Origin of the sequence: Brevibacterium sp. CFH 10365 (assembly GCF_009299785.1) — a bacterium.
Classification (GTDB): Bacteria; Actinomycetota; Actinomycetes; order Actinomycetales; family Brevibacteriaceae; genus Brevibacterium; species Brevibacterium limosum.
Genome location: NZ_VIGO01000017.1, coordinates 1 through 18,112, shown reverse-complemented (window position 1 = coordinate 18,112; position 18,112 = coordinate 1). Strand labels below are relative to the sequence as shown.

Annotated in this window: 13 protein-coding genes and 1 pseudogene; 11 read left to right on the top strand and 3 right to left on the bottom strand. The window is 61.7% G+C overall.

Going from position 1 to position 18,112, the window contains the following annotated elements; translation table 11 throughout:
* Positions 1-384: 384 nt before the first annotated feature.
* The 7 genes from FHG09_RS19620 to FHG09_RS19590 are packed head-to-tail and all read left to right on the top strand — an operon-like array spanning position 385 to position 9,500.
* A complete protein-coding gene (locus FHG09_RS19620) occupies positions 385-2,304 on the top strand; it encodes a polysaccharide biosynthesis protein (RefSeq protein ID WP_193627460.1) in 1,920 nt (639 codons plus the stop codon).
* The gene (locus FHG09_RS19615) at positions 2,304-3,341 is read left to right on the top strand and encodes an MraY family glycosyltransferase (RefSeq protein ID WP_152349329.1); all 1,038 of its coding nucleotides are present in this window, start codon (positions 2,304-2,306) and stop codon (positions 3,339-3,341) included. Before FHG09_RS19620 ends, FHG09_RS19615 begins: the two co-directional genes overlap by 1 nt.
* The gene (locus FHG09_RS19610) at positions 3,338-4,699 is read left to right on the top strand and encodes a glycosyltransferase family 4 protein (protein WP_152349328.1); all 1,362 of its coding nucleotides are present in this window, start codon (positions 3,338-3,340) and stop codon (positions 4,697-4,699) included. The genes FHG09_RS19615 and FHG09_RS19610 overlap by 4 nt, the downstream gene beginning before the upstream one ends.
* A complete protein-coding gene (locus tag FHG09_RS19605) occupies positions 4,696-6,441 on the top strand; it encodes a glycosyltransferase family 4 protein (protein WP_152349327.1) in 1,746 nt (581 codons plus the stop codon). Before FHG09_RS19610 ends, FHG09_RS19605 begins: the two co-directional genes overlap by 4 nt.
* 41 nt (positions 6,442-6,482) lie before the next feature.
* Positions 6,483-7,319, top strand: coding sequence for an ABC transporter permease (locus FHG09_RS19600; RefSeq protein ID WP_193627459.1), 837 nt, complete (start codon positions 6,483-6,485; stop codon positions 7,317-7,319).
* Positions 7,306-8,613: an ABC transporter ATP-binding protein gene (locus tag FHG09_RS19595; RefSeq protein WP_152349325.1), complete on the top strand. Its 1,308-nt coding sequence runs from the start codon at positions 7,306-7,308 to the stop codon at positions 8,611-8,613. The genes FHG09_RS19600 and FHG09_RS19595 overlap by 14 nt, the downstream gene beginning before the upstream one ends.
* The gene (locus FHG09_RS19590; RefSeq protein WP_152349324.1) at positions 8,610-9,500 is read left to right on the top strand and encodes a DUF6270 domain-containing protein; all 891 of its coding nucleotides are present in this window, start codon (positions 8,610-8,612) and stop codon (positions 9,498-9,500) included. Before FHG09_RS19595 ends, FHG09_RS19590 begins: the two co-directional genes overlap by 4 nt.
* A 29-nt stretch (positions 9,501-9,529) precedes the next feature.
* Here the strand turns inward: FHG09_RS19590 and FHG09_RS19585 are convergent, their stop codons facing one another.
* Together FHG09_RS19585 and FHG09_RS19580 are read right to left on the bottom strand one after the other, a co-directional pair.
* Complete coding sequence (locus tag FHG09_RS19585; RefSeq protein ID WP_152349323.1) at positions 9,530-10,453, bottom strand: LCP family protein; 924 nt, start codon at positions 10,451-10,453, stop codon at positions 9,530-9,532.
* Positions 10,454-10,786: 333 nt separating this feature from the next.
* Positions 10,787-11,071, bottom strand: coding sequence for a helix-turn-helix domain-containing protein (locus tag FHG09_RS19580; RefSeq protein ID WP_152349322.1), 285 nt, complete (start codon positions 11,069-11,071; stop codon positions 10,787-10,789).
* Positions 11,072-11,949: 878 nt separating this feature from the next.
* Here FHG09_RS19580 and FHG09_RS19575 point away from each other — a divergent pair.
* The 4 genes from FHG09_RS19575 to FHG09_RS19560 all read left to right on the top strand — a co-directional run bounded on the left by FHG09_RS19575 (position 11,950) and on the right by FHG09_RS19560 (position 17,505).
* Complete coding sequence (locus FHG09_RS19575; RefSeq protein WP_152349321.1) at positions 11,950-13,398, top strand: MFS transporter; 1,449 nt, start codon at positions 11,950-11,952, stop codon at positions 13,396-13,398.
* A gap of 121 nt (positions 13,399-13,519) precedes the next feature.
* Positions 13,520-14,920 (top strand): M24 family metallopeptidase, encoded by a 1,401-nt coding sequence (locus FHG09_RS19570; protein WP_227492898.1) that lies wholly within the window; start codon positions 13,520-13,522, stop codon positions 14,918-14,920.
* A gap of 197 nt (positions 14,921-15,117) precedes the next feature.
* A complete protein-coding gene (locus FHG09_RS19565) occupies positions 15,118-16,506 on the top strand; it encodes an MFS transporter (protein ID WP_193627458.1) in 1,389 nt (462 codons plus the stop codon).
* 99 nt (positions 16,507-16,605) lie between these two features.
* A complete protein-coding gene (locus FHG09_RS19560; RefSeq protein WP_152349318.1) occupies positions 16,606-17,505 on the top strand; it encodes an ABC transporter substrate-binding protein in 900 nt (299 codons plus the stop codon).
* A gap of 392 nt (positions 17,506-17,897) precedes the next feature.
* On the opposite strand, the pseudogene FHG09_RS19555 reads toward FHG09_RS19560, so the two are convergent.
* A pseudogene (locus FHG09_RS19555) lies at positions 17,898-18,112 on the bottom strand (IS110 family transposase); the annotation flags it as partial.

The window sequence follows — 18,112 nt, the reverse complement described above, 5'->3', positions numbered from 1 at the left end:
TGAGCCACACCGTGAAAAATCGAGGTTAGGGCCGAAGGGGCATCGGGCAACAACCGCTCTGCAATGATGAACATACTGTGAATAACTAATTGCGGTGATGTATGTATTTTTGGGCCACTGCATTAAGACGGCTTGGTGACTCCGGACCGCTACCGCGAATGGCATTGACGTACGCAATTTATCTAACGATTGATTAGCGGTTGTGGAGCCCGGGAATTGGTTGTTCGCTGGTGAGCGGTAGCGGGCGTGGCAGATAGTACAATTGACGAGTTAAGCCTGAGGTGTGACTGCTCAGGCACGTGAAAGTCGGACGAAAAGAGGACAGTGGGAAGCAATTCTGGGCCCATTCCCTCACAGACCCCAATGAGGCGGCACGGCAGAGCGATGGCGCTGTCACTCATCGATGGTCTCGTCTTCGCGTTCCTCGTCGTGGCGATGACGCTTGTGCGCTACGACTTCCACACTCATCTCGTCAATGCCCTGGGTATGTTCGTCTGTTCGGCGATCGCCATGGTCGTATTCCTCATCGGAGGGCCGGTGGCGATCTACCGGGGACGGTACCGTCGCGGTTCGACCGACCAGTTCGCTGCGATCGTCGGCACCGTCGCCCTGGGTGTCGGGATCATGTGGGTCGTCGAGTTCGCCTTCGCCAGCAGACTGCTCATTCCCACCAGTGTGCCGATCGCCGCGGGTGCGCTCATGGTAGTCGTCAAGAGCCTCGAGAACTGGGTGCGTCGCAACTTGCGGCAGCGCAGCCTCACAGCCTCCGGCGCATCGCGCCCTACCCTCGTCGTCGGTGCCGGAAACCAGGGGATGCTCGCTCTCGACATGATCGCCCAGGATTCGATGAGCGAATACGTCGCCGTCGGGATCCTCGATGACGATCCGGCCAAACGACACCTGCGCTACAACGGGACCAGAGTGCTTGGGCCGATCGCCGACATCGCGACCCATGTCGACCGCACAGGTGCCGGGGTCGTCATCATCGCCATTGCTGACCTGCCGCCTGACGAGCTCTCCCGGATCGCATCGAATCTCGAATCCCGGCCGGTCGAGATCAAGATCATGCCGAAGCTGTCGGACTCCGCATTGGCACGTCCGGAGCCGGACGCCCATGATGTCGCCGCTCTGCGGCATCGCAGCTTCCGGGATGTCAGCCTCGAAGACCTCATCGGACGCCAACCGATCTCGACCAATATCGACGACATCGCCTCGGCGATCACCGGCAGGGTCGTCCTCGTCACCGGGGCGGGCGGTTCCATCGGCTCACAGCTGTGCCGTCAGGTCTCACGCTTCGACCCGGCCCGACTTATCATGACCGACCGAGACGAATCCGGCTTGCACGCCACCGAGCTCGGTCTCGAAGGTTCAGCACTGCTGACCAGTGACGATCTCGTCCTCGGGGACCTGCGAGATCCGGCATTCATCGATGCCCTCGTCGCCGAGGCGAAGCCCGACATCATCTTCCACGCCGCAGCGCTCAAACATCTGACCTTCCTCGAGCGCTTCCCTGAGCAGGCTGTGCGCACCAATGTCGGCGCCAGCCTCGATCTGCTCAACGCCGCCGTAGCTAACGACGTCGATGCTTTCGTCCACATCTCCACCGACAAAGCCGCCGGGGCGACCTCGGTGCTGGGGCGAACGAAATTCTCCATCGAACGGGCGATTGCCTCCGTGGCCGCGGCAACCGGGCGGCGTTACATGTCGGTGCGTTTCGGCAACGTGCTCGGTTCGCGGGGCTCCGTGCTCGAGACTTTCGTGGCTCAGGTGGCGGCGGGCGACCCCGTCACGGTCACCGATCCCGAAGTCACTCGGTATTTCATGACCGCCGATGAGGCGTGTGAACTCGTTTTGCAGGCGGCGGCGATCGGTGGCCCCGGTGAGACCTTGGTCCTCGACATGGGCGAGCCGATCCGCATCGATGACCTCGCCAAACGTGTGATCGCGCTGTCGGGCCGCAGCGATGCGCAGATCGTCTACACAGGTCTGCGGCCCGGGGAGAAGCTCACTGAAGCACTTCTGTCGCCGGGTGAGGTCGACAGCCGACCCAATCATCCGCTGATCACTCAGGTGCCGATCACCCCGATCGACCTGGAGAAGCTCGGAGCCTTGGTCGACGAATCCCGTGACCCTCAGGTCTTCACTCACCGACCGAGTCTCGAGGGGCACCTGACGGGCCTCCTCGATTCCGAGGAGATCCCGGCCACCGATGACGCTATGGTTGCCATCGATCCGGCCCCGACGACATCAGGGCTCCCTGAACCCGGAGCAACAGATTCGCATGACACCGGAGCCGGCCTCTGATGGGTCTGCAGTCGCTGGTGATCCTCGTTGTGGCCGCTGTGGTCACGGCGCTCAGCGCCCTCATCGCCTTTCCGCTGCTGCGTCGAGCTGGGGTCGTCGATGTCCCCTCTCATCGCTCGTCGCATACTCTGTCGACCGTGCGCGGCGGAGGAATCGCCATCGGCTGCGGGATCACGGTAGCCACAATTCTCGCCATGGTCTGGAGCGTCAGCGAAGACGGGGTGTTCGGGCTCGGCGGCACCCTCCTGCCCATCGGTTTCCTGGTGCTGACCTGGTGCTATTCGGCCATCGGAATGAGCGACGATCTCGACTCCCTGCGCCCCGCCGGCCGACTCATCGGGCAGGTCATCCTGGCGCTGCTGTTCAGCGCGATCATCGCGATGTTCTCAACACAGGGAATTGCCCACGTCATCGCCTTCGCGGTCCTCGGAGTGACCACCGTCAACGCCGTGAACTTCGTCGACGGACTCAACGGCTATGTCACCGAGTGGACCATCGTCACCGCAGGATGGTTCGCCTTCGTCAGTTCCTGGGTGGGCGAGAACGATATCGCTCTGCTTGCTCTGGCGCTGGCCGGTGCTGCTGTCGGGTTCCTCCCGTTCAACCTCGGTCGGGCCAAAGCGTTCCTCGGGGACACAGGAAGCTATGGAATCGGAGCGGCCGTTTTCGCTCTCGCGGTCTGGCTGTTCGTCCAAGGCGTACCGATCGTTGTCATCATCGCACCGATGATCTTCGTGTTCTTCGACGTCGGACTCACTTTGGTCCTGCGCCTGTTCAGAGGAGAGAATATCCTCTTGCCTCACCGTGAACATATCTACCAGCGGATCCAGCAGGCGGGCTGGCCACACAGCTCCGTCTCACTCTTCCACGCCGCATTGAGTGTCCTTGCCTGCATCATGGCCGTTCCGACCCTCATCAGCGGAAATACGGCAACGACCTACCCTGCCCATGTGTTCTGGGTCGGATTGCTCGCCCTCTACGCGCTGTTGCCTGTGTGGTTGAACCGTCGTGCCCGTACGGAGGCGGTGACCGCATGAGAATCGTTCTGCTCAGCCATTACTACTATCCCGAGGTCGGTGCACCGCAGCGACGGTGGCGAATCCTCGTCGACCACCTGCGAGCTGTCGGGCACGAGGTCATCACGGTGGCACCGCACCCGCATTATCCGTATTCCGACCGGAACGGATTCTTCGGATCTAAGGTCGGACGGGGACGCCGCCGAGTCGACGTGCGCCTCGGCGGCACGTGGGACACAGGTGTGGACGGCGAACGGATCCTCCGCGTGCCATACCTGCACAGCGGATCGTCCATTGCCCGTCAGCTGCTCGACCAGACGGTGTCTGCGACGGGCGCGATGTCGGCAGTCATCGACCGGCTGCGGGGCAGAATGCGCCCCGACGTCATCGTCTCCACGACTCCGGCGCTGCCTTTTCTGCTGGCCGGTGACACCCTGTCGCGACTCTTGCGCGTGCCGCATATCGCTGAGGTGCGCGACGCGTGGCCGGACCTCATCTCGGAGATGAACCTGGTCACGGGTGCTGTTGGGAAATATCTTCCCGGGAAGCTGGCAAAGAGCCTCGAACATCGCCTCCTGCCGGACCTGCTCACTCGTGCTCAACGGCGTGCAGCGGTCGTCGTCGTCACGACGGAGGGTTTCAAACGTCGCTTGGAACAGCGTGGGGTCACCGCCGAGGTCGTCCGCAGCGGAGTCTCACCGGCAGAGCTGGAGGGCGCGTCCGGGCTGACTGCCACGGGGGCGATTCCACTCATCCCTCCCGCCGAAGAGGCCGGTGCAGTCGAGGACAAGGGCAGCCGCAGGACGGCTCCCGAACACGGTGGGCTCAACTTACTGTATGTGGGCACAGTCGGGCGTTCCCAGGATCTCGCAACCTCGATCCGTGCTTTGGCTCTCACCGACGGTGTGCGACTGCGCATTGTCGGCGGCGGGGTCGACACCGCCGAACTCAAAGCCGTAGCGGCTGCGCATGGGGCGCCGGTCGAATTCCATCCCCAGACTTCAGGTGCCGAACTCGCCGCTCACTGGGAATGGGCAGACGCCGGGCTCGTCAGCCTGAGCTCACTCGAATCCTATGAATGGACAGTGCCGTCGAAGCTCTATTCTCTGATGGCCCGTCGAATTCCAGTCCTCGGCGTAGTCGCCGGCGAGGCCGCCGACATCATCACGCACACCGCGGCAGGAGAGGTTGCGACTCCAGGCGACATGGATTCGGTAGCAGCGGCGATGGAGCGGATGAGAGCACGAGTCGAAGCCGGTGAAGAATTCGGAGCGAATCCGCCCGCGGGCCAGAATCCGCGCGACTGGGTGATTCGCCACGCTTCGGCAGCCGCAATGGGGTACACCTACGAACATGTCCTCAGGCAGGTGGTCTCGTGAACCTGCGCTTCCTCGCCCGGCAGCTCACAAACGTGGTCGTGACCACGGCCGGTCATATCAACGACGACCGCGTGTTCTTCGGCATGCAGCTGGCACGCCGCCTGCCCGGCCCGGCTTCGCGCTTCGTCGGGCACGCACTCGGATACCTGCCGGGGGACGCCAGTCGGGCGGCCTCTGCGTGGCTTCTCGGAGAAGAGACGACAGCGAAGTCACTGGTCTCCGGTGCCTCCGCGTCCTCACATCTGCTCGGTGAAATCGCACTGAATCTCGGGCTGCTCGACGAAGCCGAGTCGATCGCAACCGCTGTTCCCGGAGCTCACTCGCTGAGATCACGTATCGAGTGGACCAAGGGGCACATCGACGAAGCCATCGCAGTTCTGCCTGACGGCGCACGCCGGACACGACTGATCGATGAGCGACAGTGTCTTCAGCCTGAATGGTGGCCGGAGGTTTCGAGCCACATCACGGCTCGTCGGGCACGCGGCAATGCGAAACATGACCGAGGTCAACATCCGGCGGCTCTGCATGTGCTGACGAACTCCTTGCCGCATACCCGCTCCGGTTACGCGTACCGCTCACATGCCATCCTCACTACTCTGCAGGAAGCGGGCCATCAATCGGCTGCGGTCACACGCCCGTCGTATCCCGTGACCGTCGGACGACTGAGTCGGGGACCGGTCGAGGTCGTCGACGGTGTCGAGTACATCCGTGACGTGCCGCTGAGACCGTGTCCCACGCCATCCGAACGGCTGAGTGAGCAGGCGAATCACATCGCCTCTGAAGCGCATCAACGTGGAGCTCAGATCCTTCACACGACAACGCACTACGTCAACGGCCTGGCTACTGGCGCGGCCGCGGCGGCGGCGGGCCTGCCGTGGGTCTACGAAGTCCGCGGTGTCTTGGAAGAGACATGGGCGGCTGCAGGAAGCAGCTCGGAAGAGCGCTCCGCACGTAGGAACAGCCAGCGCTTCGCACTCATGCGGGCCAAGGAAATTGAAGTCGCCTCGGCGGCTGACGCCGTCATCACCTTGGGCGAGACGATGCGTGAGCATCTCATCGGCGGGGGAGTGCCGGCAGAATCCATCACCCTCATTCCGAACTCGGTGTCTGAGGCCGTCGTCGACGCCGATGTCACGCGAGCTCCGACCGATGTGAGAAAGAGCCTCGGCCTGCCCGAAGGCGGAATCTGGGTCGGAACAGCGGCGTCCATCGTCGGATATGAAGGGCTCGACGACCTCGTCGACTCCGTCATCCTCGCCCGCCGCCAGGGCACGGACCTGCGGCTGCTAATCGCGGGCGACGGCGTCGCCCTTCCGGAACTGCGGGAACGCGCCGCGGTCCTGGGAGAGAACGCGATCTTCACCGGGCGGGTCTCCCCAACGCAGGCAATTAACTACCAACTCGCTCTTGACACTATCGTCGTGCCGCGCAAGGACGAACCGGTCTGCCGCTTGGTCACTCCGATCAAACCGATCGAGGCGATGGGGCTTGCGAAGCCTGTTGTCATCTCCGACCTGCCAGCACTGCGTGAACTGGTCCCGGGCAGTGCAGGCTTGTGGTCGCCGCCGGCGGACCCGCAGAAACTCGCGGAACGGCTGTCCGAGCTCGCTGGCGATGACACAGCGAGGGCAAGATTCGGAGACAATGGACGTGCACACGTTCTCGCAACGCGCAGGTGGAAGGAAATCGGACGACGATATGGGCAGGTCTATTCTCAACTCATTGGGAGTGACGCGCGATGAGTGAGACGAAGAATCCCCTAGGGCTGAGTTCGATCCCGTCAGTGTCGAGTGAAGGCCTCGTACCCGTCGGACGACGGACGAGTCTGAGCAGCTACCTCGCCGCGCTGTGGAACCGCCGGCACTTTATCATCGCCGAGTCCCGCGCCAAGATGTCGAGCTCGACGAGGAAGAACCTGCTCGGCTACGGCTGGCTGTTCCTCAACCCGCTGCTTTCAGTGCTGGCCTTCTGGTTCATCTTCGGATTCATCCTGCAGACGTCTCGAGGCGTTCCGAACTTCCTCGGGTTCCTAGTCGTCGGAGTTTTCTTCTTCGGCTACACAGGTAAGTGCATGAACGGCGGAACCGGGGCGATTCGCTCTGGCGCGTCGATGATCAAAGGATTCCAATTCCCGCGCGCCGCACTTCCGATCTCAACTGTGGTCCGCAATTTCCTTGATTTTATGCCGACCCTGCTCGTTATGGTGATTGTCCTCGCAGTTGTCCCACCGCTGGAAGTGATCACGTGGCGAATCCTTCTCGTGATCCCCGTGATCGTCCTACAGACGATCTTCAACGTCGGTCTCGCCTGTTTTCTGGCGCGCCTCGGTCACAAAATTCCCGACCTCACGAACTTCATGTCGATTGTCAGCCGATTCTGGCTCTACGGCTCGGGTGTGTTCTTCTCCATCGAAGATCGATTGGGAAAGCATCCGGCTCTCTTGGAAGCGATGCAGTACAACCCGATGCACGCTTATCTGACACTGGTGCGCAACTCGCTGCTCTACGGAGTCGATTCTGATCCGAAGATGTGGATCGTCGGCACAGTCTGGGCGTTCGGACTGCTCATCTTCGGATTCCTGTTCTTCTGGAGAGGGGAGGAGAACTATGGACGACTCTGAGCTGCAGGATCCGAACATCATTGCTGAGAATGTTCAGGTTCGTTACACCGTCAACACCAACGATCCAGGCTATAAGGCGAAAGGAATCCGACGCTTGACGAACGCGGTCGCTGGCCGTCAGGGCCAGACCACGGTTCGTGCGCTGCGTGGGGTCAACTTCGTTGCCCGCGAAGGAGAGATGGTGGGCATTGTCGGGGCTAACGGCTCCGGAAAATCTACTTTCCTGCGCAATGTCGCTGGGGTCGAGCAGCCGGATCGAGGACGCATCCTCGTCCGCTATCAGCCACTTCTGCTCGGTGTCAGCGCTGCTCTGCAGCCAGCGCTGTCCGGAAGCGAGAACGTGCGCCTCGGCTGTCTGGCGATGGGATTGTCTCCCGAGGAGGCGGCCGAAGCGTTTGACTATGTCGTCGAACTTTCGGCATTGGGCTCGGCTATCCACCGGCCGATGGGAACCTATTCCTCGGGTATGGGGGCCAGACTTCGATTTGCCATCGCCTTGGCTGCACGACCGAAGATTCTGCTCATCGATGAGGCATTGTCGACTGGTGACGCAACCTTTGCCGAACGCAGTGAACGTGCGATGGATGAGCTGCTCGCCGAAGCAGGAACGGTTCTGCTGGTCAACCACGCAGCCAAAGTGATTCAGGAACTGTGCACCCGCGCAGTGTGGATGCACCGAGGCGAGATCCTCATGAACGGCCCTGCCGAGGCGGTCGCCGAGAAATACCGGTGGTGGGCGTGGAATGTGGCGAAGGGTAAAGAAGATATCGCTGACAAACTCCTCGCCGATGTGGTGAGCAATGCGGTCAAAGAGGAGATCAATATCCTCGAACCCGAACTCATCCAGAACCCTATCCCGCGCCATGCGGCGCGCCCGTCCAAGAAAAAGGCCGCCGCGGCACGGCATGTGAAGAGACAACACACGGTCGAAGAAGTCGAAGAGACACCGACTCCGATGTTGGCTGCCGCCGAAGAACAGTTCTGGCCGAAATCCTTCGATGCCGAGATGCCGAAGGCCAAATTCCCGACACTGCCCAAACCTGCCTCACAGGCAGTGAGCGCACCACGAATCACCGATGCCCCACCGTTGCGACTGAATCCCAGCAAGACACGGGTCGTTTTGCGAGCGGCCAACCCGAATGACCGTGCTTCGTCGGTCGCCGCCGCGGACGACTTCACAGGCCGGAGACTTGCCTCTCGCGCTCGAAAACTCGCCGATGAACGATATGATGAGCGACAGCGCTTGCGGCAGGAAGAAGATGCGTCTGCCGTCCACCAGGATTCGAACCGATGAAGATCGCAATCTTCGGTTCCTGCGTGAGCCGTGATACTGCTGAGTTCATGCCGGAAGCTGAGGTCGTAGCCTATGTGGCCAGACATTCGGTGACGAGCTTGGAATCTCCGCATGGTGCAGACAGAATCGACTTCAGCGCACTGAGTTCAGCCTTCCAACAGCGAATGGTCACCAGTGACCTAGAGGGCATAGGTTTCGAACGAATCGTCAAAAACTCGAAGGACCTCGACGCTGTTCTTATCGACTTGGTCGATGAACGACGGGGATTCTGGAAGTTTCCTGATAGCTCCACAATGACGAATTCGATTGAGGTCGAATCCTGTGGCGCCGCCCGCGCAGCACGTCGCGAAGGAGCTCGATTGATCGAATTCGGCATGGATGAGCACTTTTCTCTTTGGAAAGCTGGCTTCGCGACACTCATCAAAGGGCTCAAAGCGGCAGGACTGTGGGAGAAGACCATCCTCCTCGACATCGAGTGGGCAGGGGCCGTCGACGGGGCTCAGCATCCTCAGAGCGATAGTTTCGCGAAATTAGGTCGCAGCTGGCGACGAATGCAACGCGGCAGCCGCGAAGCAAGTCGCAGGCTGACACGTGGGCAAGGGATTGCCGAAGCATTGGCAAGCCTGCGAAACGTTCGTCCGACTGAAGCAGAAGAGTATGCGGACAGGGCGGCTGCCGCCAACGCAGACTACGTCCGCTACCGCAGATTTGCTCAGTCTATGGTGGCTTCAACAGTCACTAGGACGAGCAGCCAAGTCCGGATAAGCAGAGATCACAAATGGGGTCCGCAGCCGTTTCATTACCGGGATGAGGACTACCGATCGATAGTGCAAAGCATTCTCGAATTGGTGGAAAACAGAGGCACGTCTAGGACAAACGTCAAGTGAAAGAGCGGAGGTGCTTGCCTTCGCCGGCCTCAGTACCCCAGCGACACGAGGTGGCGGAAGAAACCTGCGAGGTCGTTGCCGGCGAGAGAGCTCTTGAGGGCAGGCATCGCTTCGGGATCGAAGTCGATGATGACCGTGCCGTCTTCCTCGCGACGAGAGTTCGTCGGCACAGTGACCACCGCGATGTCATCCGCCTGCAGGGTGCGGAGACTATTGGCGATCTTGCCGAGTTCGACCGTGGTCAGCTCGGCGTTGTGCTGAATCCCCGAAGCGAAATGTCCGAGCACGGCCGCGCCCTTATTCGGGTCTTTCACCAGCCCGCCTGATTTGAGTGCTTGGACTAGCGCACGCAAGACCGCACGCTGATTGCGGGTTCGCGTCTGGCCGGCATCATCGACCGGGTCGGCTGCGGTGAAGATCGCCGACGTCGTTCCGTCGAGGTTGTTCGTCCCCTCCACGAAGTCGGTGCCGCCGGCGTTGAACGCAGCGCGGCTGTAGACCTGAAGACCGCTGAGCTCGTCGATGACGCGGCCGAGCGCGTCTGATTCCAGCTGTGCGATGTGATCGATGCGGATGCCGAGGAACTCCTCGGCCATGGCGACGACGACTGGCCATCCGCCCTCGTCGGCGATCGTGCCGAACGCCTGACCCGACTCGATCTGTGTCGACGGATTGAACACGAGCACGGCAGCGAAATCGCCGGCGGCGGGAACGTGGATGACCGCGAAAGTGTCACCTTGACTCGATGACTGTGGAGCCACCTCGGCGAGGTGTCCGGGATTCGTCACCCGCAGCATCAGCGTACGGGCGTCACCAGCGGCAGGGCGGATGTCTGCGGGTGGGAAGGCCGCCTCGGCGGGAATGGTCTTCGAAGCGTCATCGAACTCGGCGCGGGCGGAATTGAGGTCCTTGAGAGAACCGATGGCAGAGACCATCTTCGTCAGCTTGGCCATGGCAGTCCCACTTCCTCTGTCTGGTCACACGGTGATGGTCCCAATAGTAACCGCGGGCGGGATCGGCACGTGCACCGGTTTCATCGAAGAGACTGCTTCGGTGTTCATTATCCATAGCTCTTCTGCCTAGTTCTCACCGAAAGCTGAATCCTTCAACCACAATGGTTCGCCCTCGACAATCAACTCTGTAACCCCCCAAGTTCGCCAAGCTGCCTGAGCCGCCAGAAGCGGTACGGCGACATATCGAACCTGAGCTTTATCGAGAGCCAAAATGTCTCTGGGTCGTTGGTTACTCTCGCTTGCGGCGAAGAGGCCAGACTGCTGGCTAAGGGTTCAACGAACGGTGAGATCGGGAGGCTCTGGGAGGAGGTCCTGAAGGTTCGTCCTGAGTGACTGACTAATGGCCAGAATCGTCGCGAGCCGAGGATTGGTTGCGGATCCTTGGCCGCTCATCGTGCGGCCTCGCTCATACTGCTGATACGCGTAGAGCGAGATGCCAGCTATCGCAGCGGTCTCTTCTTGGGTGAGATCTATCGCGGCCCTTGCCCTGCGCAGATTGATACCGAGCTGACGCGCGAACTCTGCCCATTCTGGGCTGCTCGCGGGCTTGTCGGTCATTTCTCCATTCTGGAGCCAATAAAACTTGGCAAGACCAATAATAATTGGTAATCTGAGAGCGCTGGATCACCAATGGAGGATGACCGAAGATGCTTGTCTGTAGTCTGATTTGCAAGAGTAGAGACCCGCCGCGCGTTCATGTGCCATCGGCTTCGATCATCTGGACGGTGCGCATCTCTAGGGCTTCGCCAAAACCGGACTAGGGCGCCTGACAAAGGTCCGGCGAACTCTAATTGATTCTTCGTCGCCCTCGTTCGGAACTCCAGGACTTCGGCGAATGCCGACTCTCGAGCCGGAGCTTTCGCAAGTCACGTCCGACCCTCAGACTTCTTAGAGGTCCAAAAGCGCAGGCCCATCGGACGATCCGGTAGCGGGAGACAAAGAGATAGATGCCTTGCGTGCAGGGCCGCGTAGACAGAGCCCTCCCCGTGAGTTGCTTCAGCCTGATCGCGCTTAGAAGATCCGTCACACCGTTGCGATGGATGAGAACGGGAGTTCTACCGAGCGCCCTGCCTGTTTCACCGGCACGAAGCCCCTTGCCCGTCACCACGGGGAGGAAACCGCGGACGGTCGCGCAAACATTCAGAAGTTCCAAGATTGAAAAGACTCGGCTGCGATTCTGCTGCAGCGCCGCAGCGGGCACGTTACTCGACAGCCGTAATCGTGCACCCCGCGCTCCTGCGCCCCACTAACCGGTTCGGAAACTTCACGACTATCGATAGCGAGATGCACCCTCTCGCGCGTCGAATTACCAGATCCCGCGGGCAGCAACATGCCCAGGAAGATCGATTAGCTGGCCGTTGCGCATCCCGCGCGGCACCACCTCTGCATGACCGACCACAGGAACACACACCCACCTCACGAAAGCTCATTCGACAATGCCATCAGTAGACAACGCACGTACGGAAGATCTCGGTGCCATGAAGGCCATGGAGGCGAAGCTCGCCTCCGTGATGGACAGTATGAAGTTCACCAAGGCCCACAAGATCCTCTTCCTGCTCACCACCTCCGGGGTGTTCTTCGACATCCTCGAACAGGACACGATCGGGATCATCGGCCCGGTCCTCCAAGAGGACTGGGGAATCAGCACCAGCCAGATCGCACTACTCACCTCGACGACGTTCTTCACGATGATGATCGGCGGGCTGCTCTCGGGAGTCCTCGCTGACCGCTACGGGCGTAAAACGATGCTGACGATCAACTTCTTCATCTACGGCGCGGGCGCACTTCTCTGCGCACTCGCACCGAACTACGGCCTCCTGCTGGCGGCACGCGCCCTCGTCGGATTCGGCCTCGGCGGGGAGCTGAGCTCCGCGATCACGATCATGTCGGAATACAGTCCGACGAAGCACCGAGGCAGCGCGGTCGCCGGGATGAACATCGCGGGAGGGGGACTGGGCAATCTCCTCGCCCCGCTCTACGGGATGCTCGTGCTCGGACCCTGGGCGATGCTCATCGCAGCAGGCACCGACAGCTGGCGCTGGGTGTTCGCATTCCTCGTCCTCCCAGTCCTCCTCGTCGCGGTGTTCCGCCGCTACATGCCCGAAACACCGCGCTTCCTCCTCTCTCGAGGGCGCATCGACGAATGCAACCGATCGCTCACCCTGCTCAAACAAGGCAGGCTCGTTCCCCGCACCAAGGAGATCGAGTCCGAACAGTTCTTCGACACGGACGCGCGCATGAGCCTTCGCCGCGAACGAATCCGACTCTCGGAGCTCCTCGCCCGCCCCTGGCGCTCCCGCGCAATCGCCCTGACGATCATGACCTTTGCGCAGATCGGCGGCCAGACCTCGATCCTCGTCCTCATGCCCACCATCCTCGTCCACCAGGGCTACACCGTCATCGGAAGCATCGGCTACACGGCGGTCATGCAGTCCGGCAGTGTCCTCGGCGCTGTGGCCGCGACCGTGCTCGGCCGCTATGTCAATCGACGGACGGTCATCGGCATCGCCCTTCTCGGAGCGGCACTCTCCGCGATCGCCTTCGGCACACTGTTCGGAACGCTCACCCTGGTCCTCATCTTCGGCAGTGTCCTGCAGTTCTTCATGATCCTGCTCAGCACCACCCTCTACGCCTGGTATCCCGAGGTGTTCCCCACCCGGATCCGCGCCTTCGGCGTCGGTGCGGCGAAATCGGTGGGCACGCTCGGGGCAGTGATCATGCCGCCCGTGGCCGGTGCGATCTTCGACGCGGCAGGACTCGTCCCGATCTTCGTGATGATCTCCGTATTCCTTGCGATCGCCTTCATCGCTTCCCGCACGATGCCGGAGACCCGAGGCCGGTCCCTCGAGGAGGTCAACGAGCTGAAAGGAGAAACCATGAGCTGACAATTCTCAAAGCTCCGCTCCCCGCCGGCAGGCGAGGGAGAAGAGCGACAGTGACGACGAACTACCGTGCCAACAAACAACATTGACGACATGACAGTCCCCGACTAGGAAGGACCCGCTGGTGAACTCAGCACGCTACGAAAATCTCTTGACCGGATTCGAACCCGACTTCGACTTCGAACCGGCTCCACCGATCGCCGAAGACGAATTCGCCGACCGTTTGCGCCGCATCCGTCGTGAGGCAATGGTCGCCGGTGACGATCTCGTGCTCATCCACGCCGGCGGAGCCGGACGATACACGACCACCAACGGCTTCCTCCGCTACGCCTGCGACTGGCCCCGCGAGGGCGTCCTCGTCATCCCCACTGACCCCGCGCAGGGCATCCACCTGCTCTCATTCTTCACGGAATCCGTTCTGCTGCCGCCCCCGGGAGAGCCGATCGGCGTCGAAGCGATTTGGCAGGTCGGCGCCTTCGGCCGCGAATACGCCGGACGCCCCGGGCGTTCGAGTGCGCAACTCGTCGCAGACACCATCGGTCTGCTCAAGGACCTCGGCTTCGAACGCGCGCAATGTGGAACGATCGGCGATGCCTCCTCCGGTGGACTCTGGGCGAGCTTGAGTGCGGGCCTGCCAGGGGCGGGCTTCCGTGACTGCACCGATGTCATTCTGCGCATGCAGCGGGTGAGGACCGAGGCGGAACAGGCCCAGATTCGCACCTCCGCGCAGCTCATCGACATCGGCTACCAGGCCGCCTGCCACGTCGCCGCACGTGGTGTCAGCGACTTCGAGCTCTACGCCGCCGTGACCTTCGCACAATTGGCTCGAGGCGGGGAATCCGGCGACGGGTATCAGATCGGTGTCAACCAGTGGGGCACCCACTGCGGTAAGCCCTACGGACACCACCTGAGAGACGGCGACCTCGTGAATTTCTACTTCTCCGCCATCCCCTACCACGGATACACCGCTCAGACGGCGCGCATGATGGCGGTGGGGGAGGTGGCCTCCGTGCAGGAGGAGACTCTGGCCATGTGCACCGAGGCGGTCGAACGTGCATCCGCACTCATCGCCCCGGGAGTGCAGGTGAGCGAACTTCACGAAGCCGCCTTCGGCACTTACCTTGAGCATGGTTACCTGCAGAGCACCGAGACGGCGACGATGCCGTACAACTGGGCACCGATGGACGATGGTTCGGCTCGCCGGATCCCCGATGAATACGTTGAGGACGTCGACTACGAGCAGCAGGGTCGCCGCCTCATGCACGTCTACCCGCCTGTCGCAGGTCCGCACAACCCGAACCTCGGCCATTCGATCGGGAAAGACGGAATCGCCGCTTTCAAGTTCAACGTCACCTCACACAACACCGATGTCCTCGAACCGGGCATGGTGATGGTCCTCCACGCTCAATGGCTCGATCCTCTCAAGTCCGGTGCGAACATCGGCGACTGCTATCTCGTCACCGAGGACGGGTTCGAGAACCTCAGCTGCCACACCCCGCTCGAAACCTTCCGAATCACCGACTGAGGCTCATCCGCCGAGCCCTGCCGGCTGGGGCGCACGACCAGCGGATGTGCGCCCCAGCCCTCCCGAGAGAGGCACAGCCGCCTCCTTCACCCTCTGCAGATCGGAGAGCAACAATGACGTTCACCTCCTCACAACCCGACCGAAGCAAGCCCGAAGGGCTTCGCGCCAGCCGCACACTCGCGGACACCATCGACACCATGGGATTCACACGCTCCCATAAACTCATCCTCCTCCTCGTCGTGTTCGGTGTCTTCTTCGACGTCATCGAACAGAACGCTGTCGGACTCGTCGGTCCTGCGCTGCAGGAGAGCTGGGGCATCGGAGCCGGACAGATCGGCCTCCTCAACTCGGCGACCTTCTTCGCGATGACCGTCGGCGGAATCGTCTCCGGAGCGCTGGCCGATCGCTTCGGGCGCAGAAATGTCCTCGCCATCAACCTCCTCGTCTACGCCTGCGGAGCCCTGCTCTGCGCATTGGCACCGAATTTCGGTCTCCTGCTCGTCTTCCGCACAATCGTTGGTGTGGGGCTCGGCGGGGAACTGGCCACGGCGATCACGATGCTCGCCGAGTTCAGCCCGACCCGTTTCCGTGCCGCCGCAGTCTCCACCCTCAACGTAGCCGGAGGTGGCATCGGCAACTTCCTCGCCCCGCTCTACGGGATGCTCATCTTCGGAAGCCTCGCTCATCTGCTCGGCTCCTCGGAGAACACCTGGAGATGGCTGTTCGGGTTCCTCGTGCTGCCAGTCGTGCTCATCGTCGTCTTCCGGCGCTACCTGCCCGAAACCCCGCGCTATCTCCTGGCGAAGGGCCGCATAGACGAATGCAACCGGACCCTGACCATTCTCAAAAACGGACGACTCGTTCCACGGGGCAGGTCAATACCGGTGACGCGCTTCATCGAGAAGCCTGGGGCCATCGGGCTGAGCCCGGAGAAAGTGCGTATCTCCGAGATCTTCTCCGCCCGACTGCGCCGTCGTTCGATCGCGGTTTCCACCACCTATTTCATGCTCACGGCCGGGCAGATCTCGATCCTCACCCTCATGCCCACGATCCTCGTGTCTCAAGGCTTCAGCATCGTCGCCGGCGTCGGTTACACGGCGGTGATGCAGGCCGGCAGCCTCCTCGGCGCGCTCACTGCCGCAGTCATCGGTTCGAGGTTCAAACGGAGGTCCGTGATCGCGTTGAGCACAATCGGTGCTGCCTGTTCAGCAATCGCCTTCGGCATCTTTGCGACGACGACACCCGCGGTGCTGGGGCTGGGTGCGCTGTTCCAGTTCTTCATCCTCATGCTCAACACCACTGTCTGGGCGTGGCTTCCCGAATTGTTTCCCACCCGTATCCGTGGCTTCGGCACCGGGGTCGTCAAATCCATCGGCGGACTCGGAGCCGTGATCATGACGCCCGTCGCCGGGTTCATCTTCGACGCCTGGGGACTTTCGGCTATCTTCGCCACCGTCGGCGCGCTCTATCTCCTCGCCCTGCTGGCCTCCCGGTTCGGCCCGGAAACGGCCGGGCTGAGTCTCGAAGAACTCAATGAGGAGGCGGACAACCCGGCCGGTGAACCCCGTACCGAAGACCAACACTGATCTCACCGCCGACGGGCCCACCGTCGGGGACCATATCGCTGACGAGTCCCTCGCGGACAAACTCAGCAACCACACCACAGAAGATAAGGAGAAACACCCATGGAGAAATTCCGAATCGCAGCCACCGGTCATAGCGTCAACTACCTGCCCGAGTACCTCGGGGTGGAGTTCGGATACTTCGAGGAGGAGGGGTTGAGCGTCGATGCGATCGTCCCTGATCCCTGGACACTCGTCCTCGATGAGATCAACAGCGGTGATTCGCAGGCGGCTTTGGGCGGCATCTGGGTGCCCTCGATGTACCGCGACCGCGGGCACGTCTACGAACCCTTCGCGCAGGTGTCCGCCCGTTGCCCACTCGTGCTCATGGCCCATGTGCCTGACCAAGAATTCGACTACATGAAGACCGAAGGGACGACGGTCCTCATGCCCGGCAGCAACGGTTCGAGCCCCGGGATCTTCCTCAAGTTCGTCATGCGTGAGGCCGGAGTCGACGTCGACGCCGTGGATTTCGTCCAGGATCTCTCCGGAGCGATGCTTGCTGAGCTCTTCACCGGAGGGATGGGAGACTACCTTCTCATCGATCCGGTGACTGCAACCCGACTCAAACGTCAAGGGGCCGGGCATATCGTCACTTGCCTTGCAGAGTCCGGTAGTCCCGTTCCCTGGAGCGTGTACTACAGTGACCCGGCGAACGGCCCCTCGGCCGACGCCAAGGTGGGTTTCGTTCGTGCACTCGACCGGGCTACCCAATGGTTGAAGGCGCACGAGGCCTCCGAGATCTCCGGATTCCTCGAAAGAACGTTCCCGAAGGCGAATCCGGCCGATCTCGTTGCCCACGTCGATGAGCTGCGAGCCTGGGGCATGTGGGAGACCGCCCGGATCAATCCGGAATCCTATGCACGGTGGCAGCAGGGAATCGTCGCGGGCCACCTCATCGAGGGGCCTTTGAACTATACCGAGTTCGTCGATGGGTCGATCGCCGATCGGGCCGGGATCTGATCGGAACAGCTCGCGCGGATCAATGCTGTCGCCTCGGTGCGGGCCGAGACGAGATCGAGGGAGGGGCGGAACGAAGGCGGAGACCGCAGCTGTCGGGTGATGTGTATGGTCCCTTTGCATCACCCGGCGGCCTGCCCGCGCAGGCGCACCGGCGCGACCGTTACCAATGAGCGGCAGGCTGGGAGTGCGCCCATCAGGTCACCAAGGTCTATGATCGACAACCGCTCTTGCTTTCTGGATTGGTCCGTGCGTCTCCCGGGGCTCCGGACGGTTGTTTCGGGTGTCCGCATGCTCCAACCCCGTGGATAAGGGGGTGCCCCTATGTTTTAAGTCAAGGGGTGANGGTCCGGGGTCCTTCTCCCAGACTGATCAGGTACTTCGCTACGGACGGTTCAGGCCGCAGTCACCTGCTCGGGTGCGTGGAAGTAGGCGCCATCGCGAAGCATCGCGTACAGCACGTTGCAGCGCCTTCTGGCTAATGCGATCAGTGCTTGATTGTGTTTCTTATGCTCGGCACGTTTCTTGTCGTAATAGGCCTTCGACAACGGGTCCTTCAACGCAGCGAACGCGGACAAGAACAGTGCTCGTTTGAGGATCTTGTTGCCCC